This window comes from Janthinobacterium sp. TND4EL3 (assembly GCF_900156175.1).
Lineage (GTDB): Bacteria > Pseudomonadota > Gammaproteobacteria > Burkholderiales > Burkholderiaceae_D > Janthinobacterium.
Genome location: NZ_FTMV01000014.1, coordinates 100,199 through 119,727, shown reverse-complemented (window position 1 = coordinate 119,727; position 19,529 = coordinate 100,199). Strand labels below are relative to the sequence as shown.

The 19,529-nt window shown below is 65.7% G+C and carries 19 protein-coding genes; 13 read left to right on the top strand and 6 right to left on the bottom strand.

Translation table 11 applies throughout. The annotated features are described in order from the left end of the window. Positions 1-98: 98 nt before the first annotated feature. The 4 genes from msbA to BXA07_RS20850 all read left to right on the top strand — a co-directional run bounded on the left by msbA (position 99) and on the right by BXA07_RS20850 (position 4,614). A complete protein-coding gene (msbA, locus tag BXA07_RS20865; protein ID WP_076570508.1) occupies positions 99-1,934 on the top strand; it encodes a lipid A export permease/ATP-binding protein MsbA in 1,836 nt (611 codons plus the stop codon). 146 nt (positions 1,935-2,080) lie between these two features. After that, the gene (locus BXA07_RS20860; protein ID WP_076570506.1) at positions 2,081-3,211 is read left to right on the top strand and encodes a toxin-antitoxin system YwqK family antitoxin; all 1,131 of its coding nucleotides are present in this window, start codon (positions 2,081-2,083) and stop codon (positions 3,209-3,211) included. A gap of 10 nt (positions 3,212-3,221) precedes the next feature. Next, positions 3,222-4,040 (top strand): toxin-antitoxin system YwqK family antitoxin, encoded by an 819-nt coding sequence (locus BXA07_RS20855; protein WP_139335681.1) that lies wholly within the window; start codon positions 3,222-3,224, stop codon positions 4,038-4,040. 85 nt (positions 4,041-4,125) lie between these two features. After that, complete coding sequence (locus tag BXA07_RS20850; RefSeq protein WP_244556348.1) at positions 4,126-4,614, top strand: MarR family winged helix-turn-helix transcriptional regulator; 489 nt, start codon at positions 4,126-4,128, stop codon at positions 4,612-4,614. Here BXA07_RS20850 and BXA07_RS20845 read toward each other — a convergent pair. Both BXA07_RS20845 and BXA07_RS20840 read right to left on the bottom strand, forming a co-directional pair. Then, complete coding sequence (locus tag BXA07_RS20845) at positions 4,604-5,938, bottom strand: chloride channel protein (protein WP_076570502.1); 1,335 nt, start codon at positions 5,936-5,938, stop codon at positions 4,604-4,606. The genes BXA07_RS20850 and BXA07_RS20845 overlap by 11 nt on opposite strands. Positions 5,939-6,015: 77 nt before the next feature. Next, entirely contained in the window at positions 6,016-6,948 is a 933-nt protein-coding gene (locus tag BXA07_RS20840; RefSeq protein WP_076570500.1) for a LysR family transcriptional regulator, read from the bottom strand. Between the two features lie 95 nt (positions 6,949-7,043). Here BXA07_RS20840 and BXA07_RS20835 point away from each other — a divergent pair, with 95 nt between their 5' ends. Further along, entirely contained in the window at positions 7,044-8,057 is a 1,014-nt protein-coding gene (locus tag BXA07_RS20835; protein WP_076570498.1) for a zinc-binding alcohol dehydrogenase family protein, read from the top strand. A 2-nt stretch (positions 8,058-8,059) separates the two neighbouring features. On the opposite strand, the gene nhaR is transcribed toward BXA07_RS20835, so the two are convergent. Then, positions 8,060-8,959 carry a transcriptional activator NhaR gene (gene nhaR / locus BXA07_RS20830; RefSeq protein ID WP_076570497.1) on the bottom strand — a complete coding sequence of 300 codons (900 nt, stop codon included), beginning with the start codon at positions 8,957-8,959 and terminating at the stop codon, positions 8,060-8,062. A gap of 155 nt (positions 8,960-9,114) precedes the next feature. Between nhaR and BXA07_RS20825 the strand changes: the two genes are divergently transcribed. After that, positions 9,115-10,074 (top strand): TerC family protein, encoded by a 960-nt coding sequence (locus tag BXA07_RS20825; RefSeq protein WP_076570495.1) that lies wholly within the window; start codon positions 9,115-9,117, stop codon positions 10,072-10,074. A 61-nt stretch (positions 10,075-10,135) separates the two neighbouring features. After that, positions 10,136-10,537: a tellurite resistance TerB family protein gene (locus BXA07_RS20820; RefSeq protein ID WP_076570661.1), complete on the top strand. Its 402-nt coding sequence runs from the start codon at positions 10,136-10,138 to the stop codon at positions 10,535-10,537. On the opposite strand, the gene BXA07_RS20815 is transcribed toward BXA07_RS20820, so the two are convergent. After that, positions 10,538-10,891 (bottom strand): YnfA family protein, encoded by a 354-nt coding sequence (locus BXA07_RS20815; protein ID WP_076570493.1) that lies wholly within the window; start codon positions 10,889-10,891, stop codon positions 10,538-10,540. 90 nt (positions 10,892-10,981) lie between these two features. Between BXA07_RS20815 and BXA07_RS20810 the strand changes: the two genes are divergently transcribed. Beyond that, on the top strand, positions 10,982-12,250 hold the full coding sequence (locus BXA07_RS20810) for a glycerate kinase type-2 family protein (RefSeq protein WP_076570491.1): 1,269 nt from the start codon (positions 10,982-10,984) through the stop codon (positions 12,248-12,250). A 2-nt stretch (positions 12,251-12,252) separates the two neighbouring features. On the opposite strand, the gene BXA07_RS20805 is transcribed toward BXA07_RS20810, so the two are convergent. Next, positions 12,253-13,266 carry a zinc-binding alcohol dehydrogenase family protein gene (locus BXA07_RS20805; protein WP_076570489.1) on the bottom strand — a complete coding sequence of 338 codons (1,014 nt, stop codon included), beginning with the start codon at positions 13,264-13,266 and terminating at the stop codon, positions 12,253-12,255. Positions 13,267-13,371: 105 nt separating this feature from the next. On the opposite strand from BXA07_RS20805, the gene BXA07_RS20800 reads away from it, so the two are divergent. The 4 genes from BXA07_RS20800 (at position 13,372) to BXA07_RS20785 (ending at position 18,297) form a co-directional block, all read left to right on the top strand. Further along, positions 13,372-14,274: a LysR family transcriptional regulator gene (locus tag BXA07_RS20800; RefSeq protein WP_076570487.1), complete on the top strand. Its 903-nt coding sequence runs from the start codon at positions 13,372-13,374 to the stop codon at positions 14,272-14,274. A 99-nt stretch (positions 14,275-14,373) separates the two neighbouring features. Further along, positions 14,374-15,918, top strand: coding sequence for a DUF1800 domain-containing protein (locus BXA07_RS20795; protein ID WP_076570484.1), 1,545 nt, complete (start codon positions 14,374-14,376; stop codon positions 15,916-15,918). A 10-nt stretch (positions 15,919-15,928) separates the two neighbouring features. Beyond that, positions 15,929-17,119 (top strand): DUF1501 domain-containing protein, encoded by a 1,191-nt coding sequence (locus tag BXA07_RS20790; protein ID WP_076570482.1) that lies wholly within the window; start codon positions 15,929-15,931, stop codon positions 17,117-17,119. Between the two features lie 89 nt (positions 17,120-17,208). Further along, positions 17,209-18,297, top strand: coding sequence for an AI-2E family transporter (locus tag BXA07_RS20785; protein WP_076570480.1), 1,089 nt, complete (start codon positions 17,209-17,211; stop codon positions 18,295-18,297). 107 nt (positions 18,298-18,404) lie between these two features. Here the strand turns inward: BXA07_RS20785 and BXA07_RS20780 are convergent, their stop codons facing one another. Further along, positions 18,405-18,629: a hypothetical protein gene (locus BXA07_RS20780; RefSeq protein WP_010396348.1), complete on the bottom strand. Its 225-nt coding sequence runs from the start codon at positions 18,627-18,629 to the stop codon at positions 18,405-18,407. Between the two features lie 164 nt (positions 18,630-18,793). On the opposite strand from BXA07_RS20780, the gene BXA07_RS20775 reads away from it, so the two are divergent. Continuing rightward, on the top strand, positions 18,794-19,528 hold the full coding sequence (locus tag BXA07_RS20775) for a phosphatase PAP2 family protein (protein WP_083708435.1): 735 nt from the start codon (positions 18,794-18,796) through the stop codon (positions 19,526-19,528). The last annotated feature ends 1 nt before the right edge of the window (position 19,529 follow it).

Sequence of the window (19,529 nt, the reverse complement as noted above, 5' to 3'; positions counted from 1 at the left end):
TTTCCCTTGCCGGTCCTGCGCCGGCAAGGTGACGACTTTCTCATAGCTAAGTCTGGCAGCGGTTAGAATCACGCTTTACCCTCACTTTCATCACCTGCATGCAGCAAAGTCGCCTCCTGTTCTTCCGCCTGGCCGGCCAGTTTCGCCGTTATGGCGCCATCGTGGCCGCCACCTTGCTGGCCGTGGGCGTGGCGTCCGCCACCGATGTGTTGTTAATCCGCCAGTTGCAAAACGTCGTCGACGCCATGCGCGACACGGCCGGTACCCAGGTGGTCCCCACGTCCGGCATGATGGGCATGTTGCAGGGCTGGGTCGACCGTTTCCTGCCGGCACAGGCAGGGCAGGTGGACTTGTGGGTGATCCCCGCCACCATCCTGGGCCTGGCCGTGCTGCGCATGGTGTCCAGTTTTGCCGGCGATTACGGTTCCGTATGGCTATCGAGCCGCGTGCAGGCGGACCTGCGCGAAAAGATGTTCGCCACCATCATGCGCCTGCCCAGCCGCTTTTTCGACACCACCACCACCAGCCTGACGCAGTCGCGCGTGGCCTTCGACGCCAGCCAGGTCTCGCAGGCGGGCTTGAACGTGCTCAACGTGATGGTGCGCGATTCCGTCGCCACCGTCGGCTACCTGATCCTGCTGTTCAGCATCGACGTGAAACTGGCCCTGTTCTGCATGGCTTCGATGCCCATCGTCGCCATCGTCGTGACCCTGGCGGGCCGCCGCATGCGCCACCTGAGCAAGAGTTCGCAGCAAGCCGTGGGCGAGCTGACGTCCGTGCTCGACGAAAGCATCGCCGGCCAGCGCGTCGTCAAAATCTTCGGCGGGCAGGATTACGAGCAGGCGCGCTTCGTCGATGTCGTCAAGCGCAACCGCCAGCTGGCCGTCAAGCATGCGGCCACGTCGGCCATGAATTCCGGCTTCATCATGATGCTCGTCGGCGTCACCCTGTCGTCGGTCATCTACTTCGCCATGCTGCGCGCGCAGAGCGGCGCCATCACGCCGGGCGCCTTCGTTGCCTTCATGGGCGCCCTGATGGCCATGCAGTCGCCGATCAAGAATTTGACCAAGATCAATGAGCCGCTGCAGCGGGGCCTGGCGGCGGCCGAGTCCGTCTTCGGCCTGATCGACACGCCGCTGGAACCGGACCCGGGCACCATCGCCCCGGCCGCCGTGCAGGGCAATCTGTCCCTGCAAAACGTGCACTTCCGCTACAACAGCGACGATCCCGATGCGCCCACCGCCTTGAGCGATATCACGCTCGACATCCGCGCCGGCGAAACGGTGGCCCTCGTGGGCGGCTCCGGCGGCGGCAAGACGACCTTGCTGGGCTTGCTGCCGCGCTTCTATGACGTCAGCGGCGGCCGGATTCTGCTCGACGGCGTGGACGTGCGCGACTACGCCTTGCTGGCCCTGCGGCGCCAGTTCGCCCTCGTCAGCCAGGACGTGATCCTGTTCAACGACACGATGGCGGCCAATATCGCCTACGGCGATCCTGCCCCGGACATGGCCCGCATCGAAGCGTCGGCGCGCGCCGCCTACGCCCACGATTTCATCATGCAGTTGCCGCAGGGTTACGAAACCCAGGCGGGGCAGAACGGTTCGCGCCTGTCGGGCGGGCAACGCCAGCGCCTGGCCATCGCGCGCGCCCTGTACAAGGATGCGCCGATACTGCTGCTCGATGAAGCCACCAGTGCGCTGGACACGGAGTCGGAGCGCTCGGTGCAGGCGGCGCTGGAAGTGCTGATGCGCAACCGCACCACCATCGTCATCGCCCACAGATTATCCACCATCGAAAGCGCCGACCGCATCGTCGTCATGCAGGGCGGCCGCCTGGTCGAGTCGGGCCGCCATGCCGCCTTGCTGCAGCAGGGCGGCGCGTATGCGCGGCTGCATGCGAGCCAGTTGTCGCCTGTCAAGGATGGCGCTGTCTGACGCCTGCCGCGCCAGCGCATGTCCCCGGACCGGGGCCGGACCAGCAGGTCCGGCCTTTTTTTATGGTGGCGCGGCAATCGTGCCCACGGCGCGCGGCGCTTGCCTTTATGATGCTGGCCGTAAGGCAACATGAACAATGGAGCAACATGACGAATCAACAGGCGAAGCGCTGGCTGCTGGCCGCCGCACTGGGCATGAGCGCAGCCATGCCGCTGGCGGCGCAGGAAGCGGAGCCGCTACGGCAGGCGGCGCAGGCAATGGACGAGAGCAAGGACCACACCATGTATCTGGATGAAAATTTCATGCCGAGCAATCAGCGCCGCGCCGCGTATGCGCTGCGCACGCCGCCCGTGCGCGACGAGGCGCTGGGCGCCTGGCATGTGCGGCTCGAATTTCCCGACACGCCGGGCGTGCTGGCCTTTGAAACCTATGCCACGGACCTGGACCTGAGCCAGATCAAGTTCCTGCGTTTTCGCAAGTATTACTACGAAAATGGCCAGCTGCTGCGCGAAACCTATTTCAATGCCCAGGGCGAGGAGCTGCTGGGCGGCTGCGTGTACTTCGAGAATGGCCAGGTCAAGCAAAGAGTGACTGCGTTGCCGAACGGGCGCGACAGCATCTCGGAAACGTATCACGAGAACGGCCAGCTGATGAGCCGCACCGTGTACCACGGCGACGAGATGGCCGATGGCGAGCAAGTGTCGTATGGCGCGAACGGGGCCGTCAGCAACCGCTCGTACCGGCGCAATGGCCAGATAGATGGCGTGGAGGAATCGTTTTATCCGGATGGCAAGCTGTTCCGAAGGGGACGGCACGTCGATGGCCAGCGCGAGGGCGAGTTCGTCATGTATGCCGAGGACGGCAAGGTGCTGGCCAGGACCGTCTGGGTGCACGGCCAGCCCGACGGCTGGTCGTTTGAAAGCCATGGCAATGGCGTCGTGTCGAACAGGACACTGTACCGGAAAGGCGCCGTGCTCAGCTTGCAAACGTGGGGCCCGAATGGCCGGCCCAATTTTGCGTGGCAGAAAGACGCGCAGGGACGCGACCACGGCGACACGACCGACTGGCATGCCAACGGCGTGCGCGCCAGCGTGACGCCGTTTGTCGAAGGCCAGCGCCACGGCTTGCTGCAGGCCTGGTACAGCGATGGCAGCCTGCGGCAGATCGTGCCCTACGAACACGGCAAGAAGCACGGCATCGAGCGCCAGTGGGACAAGTCCGGCAAGCTGGTGCTGGAACAGGCCTGGCACGATGGCCAGCCCGTTGCGGCGCAGTAGGGGGAACGGCATGCTGCATGGACAGACAATACGGCCGGTGCTGCTGGCGGCGCTGCTGACGGTGCTGCCGCTGGCGGCGCAGGCGCAGGCGCCGGCTGGCGGCACGTCGTTCTATGACAGCGGCCGGCTCAAGCAAAAAGTGACCCTGCTGCCGAACGGGCGCGACCGCATTGCCGAGACCTACCATGAGAATGGCCAGCTGATGAACCGCATCACTTACCACGGCCAGCAGATGGCCGATGGCGAGTATGTGTCGTATGGCCCGAATGGCAAGGTCAGCAGCCGCGCTTTCCTGAAGAGCGGCAGGATGCATGGCCTACAACAATTGTTTTACGCCGACGGCAAGCTGTTCCAGCGCAGCCATTTCATCCATGACCAGCAGGAGGGCGAGGCCGTCACCCTGGCGCCCGATGGCAAGGTACTCGCCAGCATGACATGGCGCAATGGCGAGCCCGACGGCTGGTCGTTTGACAGCCATGACAATGGCCAGTTGGCGCAGAAAGCGCTGTACCGCAAGGGCAAGTTGCTGCGCATGCAGAAGTGGCGCGCCAACGGCCAGCCGGCCGTTGCCTGGCAACAGGATGCGCAGGGACGCGAGCAGGGCGACGTGATCGAGTGGTTTGACAATGGCGTGCGCGCCCAGGTCACGCCCATGCGCGACGGCCAGCGCCACGGCTTGCTGCAAGCCTGGTACGGCGACGGCAGCCTGCGGCAGCTTGTGCCGTATGAACATGGCAGGAAACACGGCGTCGAACGCCAGTGGGACGAGGCCGGCAAGCTGCTGCCGGAACAGGCATGGCAGGCCGGAGAGCCAGTGCCCATGCGCTAGGAGCCGCACGCCTTTGCAGGTATCATGCAGGGATTCCGGCCCGCCAGCAGGCGCGAAGCCGGCAGGATAACTGGAGGCAACGGTGGTGGAAGCGGAAGTATCGGCGATGGTCAAGGCGCAAAGCCTGGCCTTGCAAAACATGCGCGTCGTCATGCGCGCGGCGCAGCGGCACTCGGCGCAGATCGAGAAGCAGTGCGGCGTGTCGGGCGCGCAACTGTGGGTAATGCAGGAATTGCTGGAGCACCCAGGCTTGCGCATGGGCGAGCTGGCCGCCACGATGTCGATACACCAGACGACGGCCAGCAACCTGGTCGACGCACTGGTGAAGAAAAATTATGTGCGCAAGGCGCGCGACCAGCCGGACCAGCGCGTGGTCACGCTGACCCTGACGGCGCAAGGCCAGGCCGTCATCGCCGGCGCGCCGCAGCCGGCACGCGGCTTGTTGCCCAGCGCCCTGGGCCAGCTCGATGCCGACAGCCTGGCGCAGCTGAACCGGGGCTTGAGCGCCTTGCTGGCCGTCGTCGCCCCCGATGACCGCAAGGCGGGGCTGCAGCCGTTTCCGTTTACGATGTAGTGTCCCGGCTGGCATGCGGCAGCCGTTGCAGCTGCAGCTGGGCCAGCGCCCCGTACAGCGGTTCGCTGAGCACGCGCGACACGGTGCTCGCCACCACGGCGCACGCCATCAGGCTCAGCACCATACCGTGGCCATCGACCATTTCCATGACAATAATAAACGCCGTCAGCGGCGCCTGCGTGGCGGCGGCCAGGAAACCCACCATGCCCAGCGCGATCAGGGCGGGCGCGTGCGGATAGTGCAGCAATTGCGCAATGTCATGCCCGATGCCGGCGCCGATGGCCAGCGATGGGGCGAAGATGCCGGCCGGCACGCCCGACCACACGGTCAGCCACGTCGCCACGTACTTGAAGGCGACAAAGGCCGGCGCCACGTCGCTGGAACCTTCGAGCATGGCGCGCGTGGCCACGGTGCCGCTGCCGAAGGTGGCGCCCTGGCTGGCGATGCCGATGGCCGCCACCAGCAGGCCGCAGACGGCGGCGAACAGCACGGGCCGGCCTGTTCTCCACGCGGACAACTTCCCCAGCGGATTGCCCCGGGCGGACGCCAATAGCAGCCGGGCGAACAGGCCGCCGGCCACGCCCGCCACCAGGGTGACCAGCAAACCCGGCAAGGCCAGCGCCAGGCCGATGGGGCCGGGATGGATGATGCCGAAATGGGTGGCGTTGCCGTGGATGGAGACGGCCATCATGCCGGCCAGCACGATGCCGGCGACAATCAAGCCGCTGTTGCGCTGCTCGGGCGAGCGCGACAGTTCTTCGATGGCGAACATGACGCCCGCCAGCGGCGTATTGAAGGCGGCCGCGATGCCGGCCGCGCCGCCGGCCACCAGCAGCGAGTGGGCGCTCACCTGCGAGTGGCGGGGCAGCCAGCGCCGCGCGGCCAGCATCACGCCGGCGGCGATCTGCACGGACGGCCCTTCGCGCCCCAGCGACAATCCCCCCAGCAAGCCGCCCGCCGTCAGGACTATCTTCGCGGCGCTGAGTTTCAGCGAGACAAACAGCGAGCGCTGTTCCGGCGCCACGGCCGCGTCCAGGGCGGCCATCACTTGCGGAATGCCGGAACCGGCCGCGCCCATGGCGTAGCGCCGCGTCAGCCAGACGAGCAGGGCGGCGCAAGCGGGCGTCCACAGCAGGGCGAACCACCAGGCCTTGCCATTAAAAAAGAGAAAACAATCGAGCGCTGTTTCCGCCAGCCACGTAAAGCCCACGACGACGAGGCCCGCGACGGCGGCCATGCCGACGACGACGGCGCGCGACCACCACAGGCGCGGGTTGGCAAATTCATGCTTGAAGGCAGAGGGGATGTCGTGCAAGTGCTTCATTGCGGCAAGTCCTGGAAGGGGCGCGCAGGGCGTCGGGGAGGCTTGCCATTATAAAGCTATATTTGTCCAAATGTATTTCATGTGCTTGATCCGTGGGCAGCCGGCAACAGAAGATCCGTTTTGGCCAGGAAATCGACGAGGGCGCGCACCTTCGGCGCCAGGTGCGGCCCGGACGGCCACAGCAGCCAGCAGCCGTGGGCCGCAAGTTCGCCGGTCGCGTAGTCGGCCAGCACTTCGACCAGGCTGCCGTCGGCGATGGCGCCGCGCACATGAAAGTCGGGCAGCCAGGCGATGCCCCGGCCTTGCCGCGCGAAGTGCAGCCGCGCCTCCACGTTGTTGCACACCATCGACAGCGGCAAGTCCGGCAGCGCCACGCCATCGACCAGGCGCAGCTGCCACGCTTCGATCTTGCCGCTGTGGCGGAAGCGGTAGTGCAGGCAGGCATGTTGTTGCAGATCAAGGGGGTGTTGCGGCGTGCCGTGGCGCGCCAGGTAGGCGGGCGAGGCCACGAGGCGGGAGCGGAACTGGCCCAGCTTGCGGGCGGCCAGGCGCGAGTCGCGCGGCGCGCCGATGCGGATGACGGCGTCGAAGCCGTCGCCGACGACGTCGGCCAGCGCGTCGGAAAAATCGAGGTCGAGGGCGATGTCGGGATGCAGCTGGGCAAATGCGGCCAGCGCGGGCAGGAACAGGCCACCCAGTTCCGGCAAGCCCAGGCGCAGGCGGCCGTGCGGCGCCAAGTTGCCTGCAAGTTCCTCCTGTGCCGCCTGCATTTCCGCCAGGATGCGTTCGCTGCGCGCAAGAAACAGCTTGCCTTCGGCCGTCAGGCTCAGCTGGCGCGTGCTGCGCTGGAACAGGCGCGCCCCCAGCCGTTGTTCGAGCCGCGCCAGGCTCTTGCTGACGGCCGACGGTGAAATGCCGGCCTGGCGCGCGGCGGCGACAAAGCTGCCCGCTTTGGCCAGTTGCACGAACAGGGCCACGCCGGAGAGATTATCGGTATCCTGGTTTTGCATGATTCATGACAGTTTGGTCAGCAGTGAAACGCATTGAAGCATATTTTTCTTTGTCGCGTGGCTGCCTACCATGCGGATTTAGCTGGGAGCATGCAATGAAGATGATCGGTTTCAACAAGGGCAGCAGCGTGGACGACGAATATGGCTTGTTCGACATGACGGGGGCGATGCCCGTGCCCGGCCCGCGTGACGTGCTGGTGCAGGTGCGCGCCGTGGGCGTCAACCCGCTCGACACCAAGGTGCGCGCCGGGCGGGTCGCCGTGCCGCAAGCCGTCACCACCCTGGGCTGGGATGCAGCCGGCGTCGTGCACGCGGTGGGCAGCGCCGTGACCCTGTTCGCGCCGGGGCAGGCCGTGTATTACGCGGGCTCGTTCGACCGCCCGGGCGCCAGCGCCGAGTACCACCTGGTCGACGAGCGCATTGCCGCACGCATGCCCGCTACGCTCGATTTTGCGCAGGCGGCCGGCGTGCCGCTGGCGGCGCTGACGGCGTGGCAGCTGCTGTTCGAGCGCTTTGCCATTGCGCCCGGCGACACGCAGCCACGGGGCAGCTTGCTGGTGCTGGGCGGCGCGGGCGGCGTGGGATCGATGCTGATCCAGCTGGCGCGCCGGCTGACGGGTTTTACCGTGATCGCCACGGCTTCGCGCGACGACAGCGCGCACTGGTGCCGCGCCATGGGCGCCCACCACGTGATCGACCATGCGCGGCCCATGGCGGAGCAGGTGGCGGCATTGCACGTCGCCCCCGTCACGCACATCGCCGCCCTGTCGCACACGGCGCGCCATGTCGCGGCCTTGACGCAGATCATCGCGCCGCACGGCAAGCTGGGCGTCATCGACGACCACGCTGTTTTCGATGCGGCGCCGCTGAAGGGGAAAAGCGTGTCGCTGCACTGGGAAATGGTGTTTACGCGGCCTTTGTACGGCACCGAAGACATGATCGGGCAACACCGCATCCTGCACCGCGTGGCGGCGCTGCTGGACGAGGGCGTGCTGCGCCCTACGGTGCGGCAGCGTCTGTCGCCGCTGGACGCGGCCACCCTGCGGCGCGCGCATGTGCTGCTGGAGCGGGGCGGGCAGCCGGGCAAGATCGTCGTCGGCGCCGAGTAGCCCTAGACGAACAGCTCGTGGCGCGCGCTCTGGCTGATGGCGATGGTGGCCGGGTGGCTCAGGCGCCGCTCCGTGGTGATCGCATACACCTGCTCGACGAGGCTGTCGACCCGGCCCAGCGCCACCACGCCATGCTGTTCGCACACCTGGGGCGCGATCACGGTGGGGGCGAAGAACAGGCCGGCGCCGGACTGGCCGAAGGCCTGCATCATGGCGCTGTCGTCGAACTCGCCGACGATGCGCGGGTGCAGATTGTGCTCGCCCAGCCATTGCAGCAGGCGGCCATAGATGGCGAAATCCTCGCCCGGCAGCAGCAGCGGCGCGCCGTCCAGGCAGCGGGGAAAGCCGCCTTCCAGCGTGGCGGCCAGCGCCGGCGTGCCGAACAGGGTCATGCCGCTTTCGCCCAGCAAATGGTTGTAGCCGCGCACGCTCAGATGGGACGGCATGGGGCGGTCGGCGATGATCAGGTCCAGGCGGTGCACGGCCAGGTCCGCCAGCAGGCTGGCCAGCCGGCCTTCGCGGCAGATCATGCGCAGCGGCTCGGCCAGCCCCAGCGCCGGCTCGACGAGGCGGCAGGCGATCAGCTTCGATACGGAATCGGCGCAGCCGACGCGAAACGTGGTCGTCGCCGTGCGCGACTGGTCGCGCACGATTTCCAGCAATTCGTCGCCCGTGCTGAAGATCTCTTCCGCATGGCTGAGGATGCGCCTGCCCGTTTCCGTCAATTCCAGCTTGCGCCCGCTGCGGCGGAACAGTTCCACGCCCAGGGTGTCGGCAAAGTCGCTGAGCTGGCCGGAAATCGATTGCGGCGTCAGGTGCAGCTGTTCGGCCGCGCGGGCGATGCTGCCCGTCTTGGCCACCATCCAGAAATAGCGCAAGTGCTTGAAGTTGAGCGTGGACATCGTCGATCCTTGGTTAATTCATCGAGTTTTTCGATGTATTCGTAAATTATATTCGATTTGTTCGATGTTTCAATTGCGTCTATGATGACTGCTCATTCATGCAAGGAGAGTGCCATGGGCATCAGGACAGAAACAGACAATAAGGGAGGCCGCCGATGAACGGCCTGGAGAGCATTGCAACGGCGCCCATGTGGGCCGGCTTCATCGCTTTTGTATTGCTGATGCTGGCGCTCGATTTGTTCGTCTTCGGCGGCAACAAGGCGCACAAGGTCAGCGTCAAGGAAGCGGCGACATGGTCGCTCGTGTGGGTCAGCCTGGCCCTGCTGTTCAACGGCGGCCTGTGGTGGTACCTGAACGGCACGGCCGGACCCGAGATCGCGAACCAGAAGGCGCTGGAATTTTTCTCCGGCTACCTGATCGAGAAAGCGCTGTCGGTTGATAACGTGTTCGTGTTCCTGCTGATCTTCGGCGCCTTCCAGGTACCGATGCAGTACCAGCGCCGTGTGCTGATCTACGGCGTGCTGGGCGCGATCGTCATGCGCGCCGTGATGATCATGGCCGGCGCCTGGGTGGTGAGCGAGTTCAGCTGGGTGCTGTACCTGTTTGGCGCCTTCCTGCTGGTGACGGGCTTCCGCATGCTGGTGGCCGCCGACGCCGAGCCGGACGTGGCGAACAACCCGGTGCTGCGCTTTGCCCGCCGCCACCTGCGGGTGGCCGACGGCGACCACGGCGAACGTTTCTTCGTGAACAAGGGTGGTTTGCGCTATGTCACGCCGCTGTTCCTCGTGCTGATCCTGATCGAGGTGACGGACCTGGTGTTCGCGGTCGACTCGATCCCGGCGATCTTCGCCATCACGACGGACCCGTTCATCGTCTTCACGTCGAACCTGTTCGCCATCATGGGCTTGCGGGCACTGTATTTCCTGCTGGTGGACGTGGCTGACCGCTTCCATCTGCTCAAGTATGGCCTGGCGATGGTGCTCGTGTTCATCGGCGCAAAGATGCTGGTCATGCCGTGGTTCCACGTGCCGGTCGAAGCGTCCCTGCTGGTGGTGTTCGTGCTGATCGCGGCAAGCTGCCTGGCCAGCGTGTTTGCCACCCGCGGCAAAAAGTAAGCAGTACCGCGCCCCGCCACGGCGGGAGCGCGTTTCTTGAATAACAATGGAAGGAATGATCATGCGTACTTATGAACTCAATAGTCCCCAGGCAGCGGGCCGTATCCTGGCCCTGATGATGATTGTCGATGGCAACCTGGACGGCTCCGAACTGCAGGCCTTGCACGGCAGCAAGATCCTCGACCATATCGACTTGCCGCCCGCCGCTTTTCAACGGCTGCTGCAAGACCTGTGCGACGACATGCTGACCTCGACCGTGCATGGCGCCGTGCAACTGGCCCATGGCGTGATCGACAGCCTGCTCGACGAAATCACGGACCCGGACCTGCGCCGCAAGCTGCTGCAAGCGATGTGGAAGATTGCCGACGCGGATGACTGGCTGGCCGATGGCGAAGCCGTGCTGCTGGCCCGCGCCAGCGCGGCATGGTCGGCGGAAACGAATTTCCGCCAGCACGCGGCCTGATTACGCTGCCTTGTGCCCCATGGCAATGACGGCGGCGCCGGCCAGGGCCAGGCCCACGCCGGCGACGTCGGTCCAGGCGGGCGTGACGCCGTCCACCAGCCACAGCCAGCCCAGCGCCGTGGCGATGTAGATGGCGCCATACGTGGCGTAGACGCGGCCGCTGGCGGCCGGATGCAGGGTCAGCAGCCACACGAAGACCAGCAGGCTGACAGCGGCCGGCAACAGCAGCCAGGCGCCGCCCTTGTTGCTTAGCCACAGCATGGGCAGGTAGCAGCCCAGCAGTTCGGCCACGGCCGTGACGGTAAACAGCCCGAAAGTGCGGGCAAGACTGGTCCATTCGATGGCGTCGTTCATTGGATTCCTGTGATGTGGTCAAGACGCCATTCTAGCCGCCGGGCGCCGCCGTCCCTGCTATGATCGGGTTCGGAGACCGGAGGACACACCATGACGACGACCCCAGCACCGCGCGCCTTGCTGCAAGCCATGTTTCACGCCGCCATCGAAGCGGCCCAGCCGTCGCACTGCGTGCCGCCCCATCTGCCGCCCGCGCCCAAGGGGCGCTTGATCGTCATCGGCGCGGGCAAGGCCTCGGCCGCCATGGCGCAGGCCGTGGAACAGCACTGGCCGGGGCCGCTGTCCGGCCTCGTCGTCACGCGCTACGGCTATGCCGTGCCCTGCGCACGCATCGAGATCGTCGAAGCGTCGCACCCCGTGCCGGATGCGGCCGGCATGCAGGCCGCGCGGCGCATGCTCGAACTGGTCGCCAGCCTGCAGGCGGACGATACCGTACTGTGTTTGATCTCGGGCGGCGGCTCCTCGCTGCTGGCCCTGCCGCTGGACGGCATCAGCCTGGAAGACAAGCAAGCCTTGAACCGCGCCTTGCTGGCGTCGGGCGCCACCATCGGCGAAATGAATTGCGTGCGCCGCCATTTGTCCGCCATCAAGGGCGGCCGGCTGGCGGCCGCCTGCCATCCGGCGCAGGTGGTGACCTTGGCGATATCCGACGTGCCTGGCGACAAGCTCGGCGATATCGCCTCCGGCCCCACGGTGGGCGACGCGACGACGTGCGAGGACGCCCTGGCCATCGTGCGCCGCTATGGCATGGACTTGCCGGAGAGCATAAGAGCAACGCTGGAAAGCGGGCGCGGCGAATCCGTGAAACCCGCTGATCCACGGCTGGCGCGCACGCGCACGACCCTGGTCGCCACGCCGCAGATGGCGCTGGAAGCGGCGGCCGCCGTGGCGCGCGCGGCCGGCGTCTCGCCGTATATATTGGGCGACAGCCTGGAAGGCGAGGCGCGCGACGTGGGCAAGGTCATGGCCGGCATCGCGCTGCAGACGGCGGTGCGGGGCCAGCCGTTTCCCGCCCCCTGCGTGCTGCTGTCGGGCGGCGAAACGACGGTCACCGTGCGCGGCAAGGGCCGCGGCGGACGCAACGTGGAATTCCTGCTGGCGCTGGGCCTCGCCCTCGATGGCGCGCCGGGCATCCACGCGCTGGCCGGCGACACGGATGGCGTCGATGGCCAGGAAGACATCGCCGGCGCGCTTCTGGCGCCCGACACTTTGCAGCGTGCCTGGGCGCTGGGCATCAAGCCCCGCGACAGCCTGGACAACAACGATGGCCACGGCTTCTTCCAGGCGCTGGGAGACAGCGTGGTGACAGGCCCGACCTTGACGAATGTCAATGATTTCCGGGCCATCCTGATTACCTGAGTCTAGAACCCGTCAAGGACGATCTTGCCTTTTGCCGTATTGCTTTCCAGCAGGGCATGCGCGCGTTTCAGGTTGGCCGCGTTGATCGTGCCGAAGCGCTCGGCCACGGTGGTCTTGATGACACCGGCGTCCACCAGCTGCGCCAGTTCGTCGAGCAGTGCGTGCTGTTTGACCATGTCCGGCGTCTGGAACAGCGAACGCGTAAACATCAGTTCCCAGTGCAAGGACACGCTCTTGCCCTTGAACTTGCGCACGTCGATGTACTCGGGATCGTCGATCAGCGCGAACTTGCCCTGCGGCGCGATCAGTTCGACGATTTGCTCGAAATGCCTGTCCGTCTGGTTCAGGCTGATCACGTAATCGACGGGCGGCAAGCCCAGGCGCGTGATTTCGGCGGCCAGCGGCAGGCTGTGGTCGATCACGTGGTGCGCGCCCAGTTCCTGCACCCAGGCCGCCGTCTCGGGACGCGAGGCCGTGCCGATGATGGTGACGCCCGTCAATTGCCGCGCCAGCTGCACCAGCACGGAACCGACGCCGCCGGCCGCGCCGATCACCAGCAGGGACTTGCCGGCCAGGCTCTTGTCGCGGCTGATCTGCAGGCGGTCGAACAGCAGTTCCCAGGCCGTAATGGCGGTCAAGGGCAGGGCGGCGGCGGGTGCAAAGTCCAGGCTGGCCGGCATGTGGCCGACGATGCGCTCGTCGACCAGTTGAAATTCGCTGTTGCTGCCGGGGCGGTTGATGGCGCCCGCGTACCAGACCTTGTCTCCCACCTGGAACAGGGTGACGCCGGGGCCGACGGCCGTGACGACGCCGGCCGCATCCCAGCCCAGCACTTCGGGCTGGCCATCTTTCGGCGCGCGGTTCTTGCGCACCTTGGCATCGACGGGATTGACGGAAATGGCCTTGACGGCGACGAGCAGGTCGCGTCCCGTGGCGACGGGCACGGGCAGTTCGATGTCGAGCAGGGCGTCGGCATCCGTGATGGGCAGGCTGTGGCGGTAGGCGATGGCTTTCATGATTATCCTTGGTCGAGAGTAGGAAGGCGATGACGTATGATGGTTGCTTTCGCGCCCAGGAAAAAGAGGGCGCGTACCGAAACACTTTCAAAGGAATGCTGAAAATTGCTGCGACTCGATGACTTGCAGGTGTTTGTGCGCACGGCCGACCGGGGCAGTTTGTCGGCGGCCGCGCGCGAGATCGGCATCTCGCCCGCGCTGGCCAGCGCCGCCGTCAAGCGCCTGGAAGGGGAACTGGGCCTGCGCCTGCTGGCCCGCACGACCCGCTCGCTGAGCCTGACGGCGGAAGGCACGCAATACCTGGAGCATGCGCGCGAAGCCTTGCGCCTGCTGCGCGCCGGCCATGATGCACTGCTGGCCGGCAAGGACAGTTTCGGCGGAACCTTGAAAATTGCCATGCCCTCCGATCTGGGACGCAATCTGATGCTGGGCTGGCTGGACGAGTTCCAGGCGCGCCATCCCACGCTGCACTACCAGCTCAGCGTCAGCGACAGGGTGGCCGACATGGTGCGCCAGCAAGTCGACGTGGCCATCCGCTATGGCCAGCAGGACGATTCGTCCATGATCGCCCTGCCCATCGCGCCCGCCAACGACAGGGTGCTGGTGGCCTCGCCCGCCTACCTGCGCGCGCACGGCCCCCTGCTGGCGCTGCAGGACTTGCCGCAACATAATTGCCTGCGCTTCGCGCTGGAAGACGGCATGCACGACCGCTGGACCTTCTACCGCCTGCCCCAGCGCGAGCAGGTGACGGTGCAGGTGAGCGGCAACCGCAGCGCGGACGACGCCGACCTCGTGCGGCGCTGGGCCGTGGCGGGCCTGGGCATCGCCTACAAATCGCGGCTGGACGTGGCTGGCGACGTGGCCGCGGGCCGCCTGCAAGTGCTGTTGCCCGAGGCGGCGGGCGAGGCCACGCCCCTGCACCTCGTGTGCATGCACCGCGCGCAGGTGACGCCGCTGGTGTTGCAGTTGCGCGATTTCCTGCGCGACAAGTGTATGGAGTTGCTTTAAGGTAACGTTTCTTTACAACTCGTTGCAATTGGCAATCATGCGCGGGTCAACGAGGGCGTACCCTCAAGCATTCTGGTTGAAACCGCCTGAAGGATCGCCATGCCCCCCAACCGATTATTGCCGACCGCCCTGATGTCCGTGCTGTTGCTGGCCGGCTGCGCCGCCACCGAGCCTGCCGTCCAGGCCGGTCATCGGGCGCCGGCCAGCGCCGCGCAGGACATTGCCATGCTGGACAGGGTCAGCTGGGGCGTGAGCGGGGGCAGCGTGCGCCAACTGCAGCAGCAAGGCTGGAATGCCTGGCTGCAGGCGCAATTGCATCCAAGAAAATCGGCCTTGCCGCCCGCCGTGCAGGCGCAGATCGACGCCATGACCATCAGCCAGGTGCCGCTCGACCAGCTCGTGATGTCCGTGGAGCAAAAGCGCAAGGATGCGGCCGGCGTGCTGGACGACATGGCGAAGCAGCAGGCGCAAAAGGAGTGCCAGCAGGAACTGAACCGCCTGGCGCGCGAGGCGGCCACGCGCTCGCTGCTGCTCGACGTGTATGCACCGAACCAGCTGCAGCAGCAGCTGAGCTGGTTCTGGCTCAACCACTTCAGCGTGCACCAGGGCAAGCACAACTTGCGCGCCATGGTGGGCGACTACGAGGCGAATGCCATCGCGCCGCATGCGCTGGGGAAATTCCGCGACTTGCTGGGCGCCACCGTCCACCATCCCGCCATGCTGCGCTACCTGGACAATGAAGCCAATGCCGTCAAGCGCATCAATGAAAACTATGCGCGCGAGCTGATGGAGCTGCATACGCTGGGCGTGAACGGCGGCTACAGCCAGGCTGACGTGCAGGAACTGGCGCGCATCCTGACGGGCGTGGGCGTGAACCTGGGGCCGGAGACGCCGAAGGTGAAACCGGCCTTGCAAGCGCAATACGTGCGCCGGGGCCTGTTCGAGTTCAATCCGAACCGCCACGATTACGGCGATAAACAGTTCCTGGGGCAAACCGTGAAGGGCAGGGGCCTGGCGGAGCTCGATGAAGCGCTGGATCGCCTGAGCCGTAGTCCCGCCACCGCGCACTTTATCAGCGGCAAGCTGGCCCAGTACTTCGTCGGCGACAATCCGCCCGAAGCGCTGGTAGCGCGCATGGCGGCCACCTTCCGGCAAAGCGACGGCATGATCGCCGACGTGCTGCAGACCATGTTCAGCAGCCCGGAGTTCAGGCAATCGCTGGGCAAGAAATTCAAGGACCCCATGCATTATGTGGTGTCGGCCGTGCGCCTCAGCTATGACGACAAGCCCATCCTCAACGCGGGCCCCATGCTGAACTGGCTCTCGCGCATGGGCCAGCCCCTGTACGGACGCCAGACGCCGGACGGTTATCCCTTGACGGATGCGTCCTGGGCCAGCCCCGGCCAGATGACGACGCGCTTCGATATCGCCCGCACCATCGCCTCGGGCAGCGCCGGCCTGTTCAAGACGGATGGCCCGCAGCCGCAGGAAAAAGCGGCGTTTCCCCAGCTGGCCAGCGCCCTGTTTTACCAGTCGCTGCAGCCGGGCTTGAGCCCGGCCACGCGCCAGGCCCTGGAGCAGGCCGCCTCGCCCCAGGAGTGGAACACTTTTCTTCTTTCCTCTCCAGAAATGATGCACCGCTAAAGGAATCGCCATGCACCGTCGTGACCTGTTGAAAGCCCTGGCCGCCGCGCCCTTGCTCACCCATGCGGGCAGCCTGCTGGCCGCGCCCGCCACGGATGCGAAGCTGCTGTTCGTCTTCCTGCGCGGCGGCTATGACGCGAACAACCTGCTGGTGCCCATCGGCAGCGATTTCTACTATGCGTCGCGGCCGAATATCGCCATCGCCAAACCGGGCGCGGACAACGGCGCGCTGGCGCTCAACAGCGACTGGGCCCTGCATCCGGCCTTGCGCGACAGCATTTATCCCATGTTCCATGGCGGCGAGGCGGCCTTCATCCCGTTTGCCGGTACGACGGATTTGACGCGCAGCCATTTCGAGACGCAGGACAGCATCGAGCTGGGGCAGGAGATCGGCGGGCGGCGCGACTTCCGCTCGGGCTTCTTGAACCGCCTCGTGCAAACCTTAAACAGCAGCAAGGCCAGCCCGGCCATCGCCTTCACGGACCAGCTGCCCCTGATCTTCCAGGGCGGCGTGCAGGTGCCGAACATGGCACTGCGCGCGCTGGGCAAGTCCGGCATTGATGCGCGTCAAAGCCAGCTCATCGCCGCCATGTACAAGGGCACGCCCTTGCAGCAGCAGGTGGCTGCCGGCTTTGCCGTGCGCGAGGACGTAAGCCGGGAGTTGACGGGGGAAATGCAGGCAGCCAACCGCAACGCCATCACGACCAAGGGTTTTGAACTGGAAGCGCAGCGCATCGCCCGCTTGATGAAGGACAAATACAACATCGGCTTCGTCGACGTGGGCGGCTGGGATACGCACGTGGGGCAGGGCGGCGCCAATGGCTATCTTGCCGGGCGCTTCGACGAGCTGGGACGGGGCTTGTCTGCGTTTTCGCAGGAAATGGGCAGCGCCTGGCGCCATGCCATGGTCGTCGTGGTCAGCGAATTTGGCCGCACCTTCCGCGAAAACGGCAACCGCGGCACGGACCATGGCCACGGCAGCGTGTTCTGGGTGCTCGGCGGCGGCATCAAGGGGAAACAGGTGGCGGGCGAACAACTGGCCATCACGCAGGCGAATCTGTTCCAGAACCGCGACATGCCCGTGCTCAATGAATACCGGGCCGTGCTGGGCGGCTTGCTGCGCCGCAGCTTCGGCTTGACGCCGGCGCAGCTCGATCACGTGTTTGCCGGCGTGAAACCGGCGGAGCTGGGCCTCGTGTAAATCGGCGAATCTCCGTGTTACGCTACGCCTGCGCATGTGGCGCATAGCAAATACTGGCGGCCCATGGCGCCGGGCACGAATGGAGTGGCATGAACGATACCCAGCGCGACATCGTCAGCGCAGGCTTTTCCCTGGCCCTGATCGCCGTGACGGCCTTCGTCATGCAGCGTTTCTTCTTGCCGCTCGTGTGGGCCGGCATCCTGTGCGTGGCCACCTGGCCCCTGTACCTGCGCGTGCGCGCGGCGCTGGGGCAGCGCCCCATCGTCGCGGCGGCCGTGCTGACCCTGGCGTTCGCCTGCATCTTCATCATCCCCGTCCTGTTCGGCGTGGCGCAGGCGGCGCGCGAAGTGCCCGTGCTGGCCAATTTCGTCGTCCATGCGAATACGGACGGCTTGCCCGTGCCGGACTGGGTGCCGCACATTCCGCTGGCGGGCAGCGCCATCGGCGACTGGTGGCTAGCCACCCTGAGCCAGCCCCATGGCCTCGGCCACTTCTTTGCGGGCAGCGCCGTGGGCGGCTTTCATTCCGCGCGCGACATGCTGAAAGTCCTCGGCGCGGACGTCTTCCACCGCCTCGTCGACTTCGGCCTGGCGTTTTTATGCCTGTTTTTCTTCTACAAGGATGGCGAAGCGCTGACGCGCCAGATCACGGCCATCGGCAGCCATTTCTTGCGTCCTGAACGGTGGGGGCGCTATGCGCAAAAGATCCCCACGGCCATCCGCGCGACAGTCAACGGCCTGGTGCTCGTGGGCCTGGCCGAAGGCGTGCTGATCGGCATCGCCTATGCGATTGCCGGCTTGCCGTCGCCGGCCCTGTGGGCGTTCGCCACGGGCATCCTGGCCATCATCCCGTTCGGCGCGCCGCTCGCTTACCTGTGCGCGGCCGCCTTGCTGGTGTTCCAGGGCAATGTAGGCGCCGCCATCGGCGTGGCCGCCTGGGGCACCGTGGTGCTGTTCGTGGCCGACCATTTCGTGCGTCCCGGCATGATCGGCAACGCCACCCGCCTGCCCTTCCTGGCCGTGTTGTTCGGCATTCTGGGCGGCGTGGAAACGCTGGGCCTCGTGGGCCTGTTCATCGGCCCCGTCGTGATGGTGCTGTTCGTGACCTTGTGGTACGAGGCGAATGTGTTTGACGATAAAACACCTGCCAGCCCGGCCGCACCGGAACGCACGCAGTAATGAGGGGTCGGCCAGCGTTGCCGCCGGCCGGTACTGGCGCGCTCCCGGCGTGGCCGGGCGGAGCTGACTTTAGAACAGGGTGCAAGCACCATGCTTTAAAGGCATTCTTAATGCGCCTTGGATAGAATGAGGAGCCAACGGCGCATCAGCAGCACTTCAACATAGCCCGGCTCGATGCCCGTACCGCACTCGATCAAGGGATTGACGGTGTAGTAGCGCTTGCGGAAGTCGCGGCAAACGAGGATTTCGCGCTTGCCCATGCGGACGAGGAAAGAGCTTGGGGCGTATTCCAGGCCGAACCGTGAGCCAAAACCGCTATTCAATGTTGCCATGACAATTCCTTTGAGGGAGATGTGTTGAACGAGTCATCAGAATAGCATAACTACTGTATGAAAACACAGCTACTGTATGAATAAACAGTATTTTTTTACTGGTGTGGTTTTTTTGATCATCACGCCTGATTTGAGGAGCACGTAGTTTGCAAGAGAAAAATGACATGGGCATGACCCCGGGCTGGACCCTGAAACTGCGCCGCTTCGTCGAGGCGCGCCTGTCGCCCGAGGGCGAGCTGGGCCTGCATATGACGGTGGGCGTGGCCCTGATGCTGGTGGCCATCGTGGTCTTCCACGAGATCGCCGAGGCCGTCATGGGCATGGCCCAGATCACCGTGATCGACCTGCAGGTGGCGCAGTGGTTCAACCAGCATGCCGTGCCGTGGATCACCAGCGTGCTGCTGGTCGTCACGCATCTGCACGGCGTGATCGGCGCCATCACGCTGGCCAGCCTGCTGGGCTGGTACTGGTATCGCAAGGGCGCCACGTACTGGCTGTTCACCCTGGCCATTACCATGCCGGGCGTCATGTTTTTGAACCTGCTGTTAAAGTACATTTTTGTGCGCGCGCGGCCCAGCTTTGACGAGCCCATCCTGCAGACGGCCCTGAGCACGTACAGCTTTCCCAGCGGCCATACGGCCACGTCGACGGCCCTGTATGGCTTGCTGGCCGCCTACCTGATTTGCCAGACGGCGCCGGGCGCGTGGGGCAGGCGCGTCGCCATTGCGCTGGCGGCCTTCCTGATGGCGGCCCTCGTCGGTTTCAGCCGCATCTACCTGGGCGCGCATTACCTGAGCGATGTGCTGGCGGCCATGGCGGAAAGCTATGGCTGGCTGGCCATCTGCATCGCCGGCGTGTCGACCCTGCGCCGCCGCCGGCATATCCGGCAAACTACATAAG

What these genes read in the sequence shown, in the direction of transcription:
- msbA (WP_076570508.1), top strand. Translation starts at nt 99, where the DNA reads ATGCAGCAAAGTCGCCTCCTGTTCTTCCGCCTGGCCGGCCAGTTTCGC.
- BXA07_RS20860 (WP_076570506.1), top strand. Translation starts at nt 2,081, where the DNA reads ATGACGAATCAACAGGCGAAGCGCTGGCTGCTGGCCGCCGCACTGGGC.
- BXA07_RS20845 (WP_076570502.1), bottom strand. Translation starts at nt 5,938, where the DNA reads ATGAAGCACTTGCACGACATCCCCTCTGCCTTCAAGCATGAATTTGCC.
- BXA07_RS20825 (WP_076570495.1), top strand. Translation starts at nt 9,115, where the DNA reads ATGAACGGCCTGGAGAGCATTGCAACGGCGCCCATGTGGGCCGGCTTC.
- BXA07_RS20840 (WP_076570500.1), bottom strand. Translation starts at nt 6,948, where the DNA reads ATGCAAAACCAGGATACCGATAATCTCTCCGGCGTGGCCCTGTTCGTG.
- BXA07_RS20795 (WP_076570484.1), top strand. Translation starts at nt 14,374, where the DNA reads ATGCCCCCCAACCGATTATTGCCGACCGCCCTGATGTCCGTGCTGTTG.
- BXA07_RS20790 (WP_076570482.1), top strand. Translation starts at nt 15,929, where the DNA reads ATGCACCGTCGTGACCTGTTGAAAGCCCTGGCCGCCGCGCCCTTGCTC.
- BXA07_RS20785 (WP_076570480.1), top strand. Translation starts at nt 17,209, where the DNA reads ATGAACGATACCCAGCGCGACATCGTCAGCGCAGGCTTTTCCCTGGCC.
- BXA07_RS20815 (WP_076570493.1), bottom strand. Translation starts at nt 10,891, where the DNA reads ATGAACGACGCCATCGAATGGACCAGTCTTGCCCGCACTTTCGGGCTG.
- BXA07_RS20775 (WP_083708435.1), top strand. Translation starts at nt 18,794, where the DNA reads ATGGGCATGACCCCGGGCTGGACCCTGAAACTGCGCCGCTTCGTCGAG.
- BXA07_RS20855 (WP_139335681.1), top strand. Translation starts at nt 3,222, where the DNA reads ATGCTGCATGGACAGACAATACGGCCGGTGCTGCTGGCGGCGCTGCTG.
- BXA07_RS20780 (WP_010396348.1), bottom strand. Translation starts at nt 18,629, where the DNA reads ATGGCAACATTGAATAGCGGTTTTGGCTCACGGTTCGGCCTGGAATAC.
- BXA07_RS20810 (WP_076570491.1), top strand. Translation starts at nt 10,982, where the DNA reads ATGACGACGACCCCAGCACCGCGCGCCTTGCTGCAAGCCATGTTTCAC.
- nhaR (WP_076570497.1), bottom strand. Translation starts at nt 8,959, where the DNA reads ATGTCCACGCTCAACTTCAAGCACTTGCGCTATTTCTGGATGGTGGCC.
- BXA07_RS20835 (WP_076570498.1), top strand. Translation starts at nt 7,044, where the DNA reads ATGAAGATGATCGGTTTCAACAAGGGCAGCAGCGTGGACGACGAATAT.
- BXA07_RS20805 (WP_076570489.1), bottom strand. Translation starts at nt 13,266, where the DNA reads ATGAAAGCCATCGCCTACCGCCACAGCCTGCCCATCACGGATGCCGAC.
- BXA07_RS20820 (WP_076570661.1), top strand. Translation starts at nt 10,136, where the DNA reads ATGCGTACTTATGAACTCAATAGTCCCCAGGCAGCGGGCCGTATCCTG.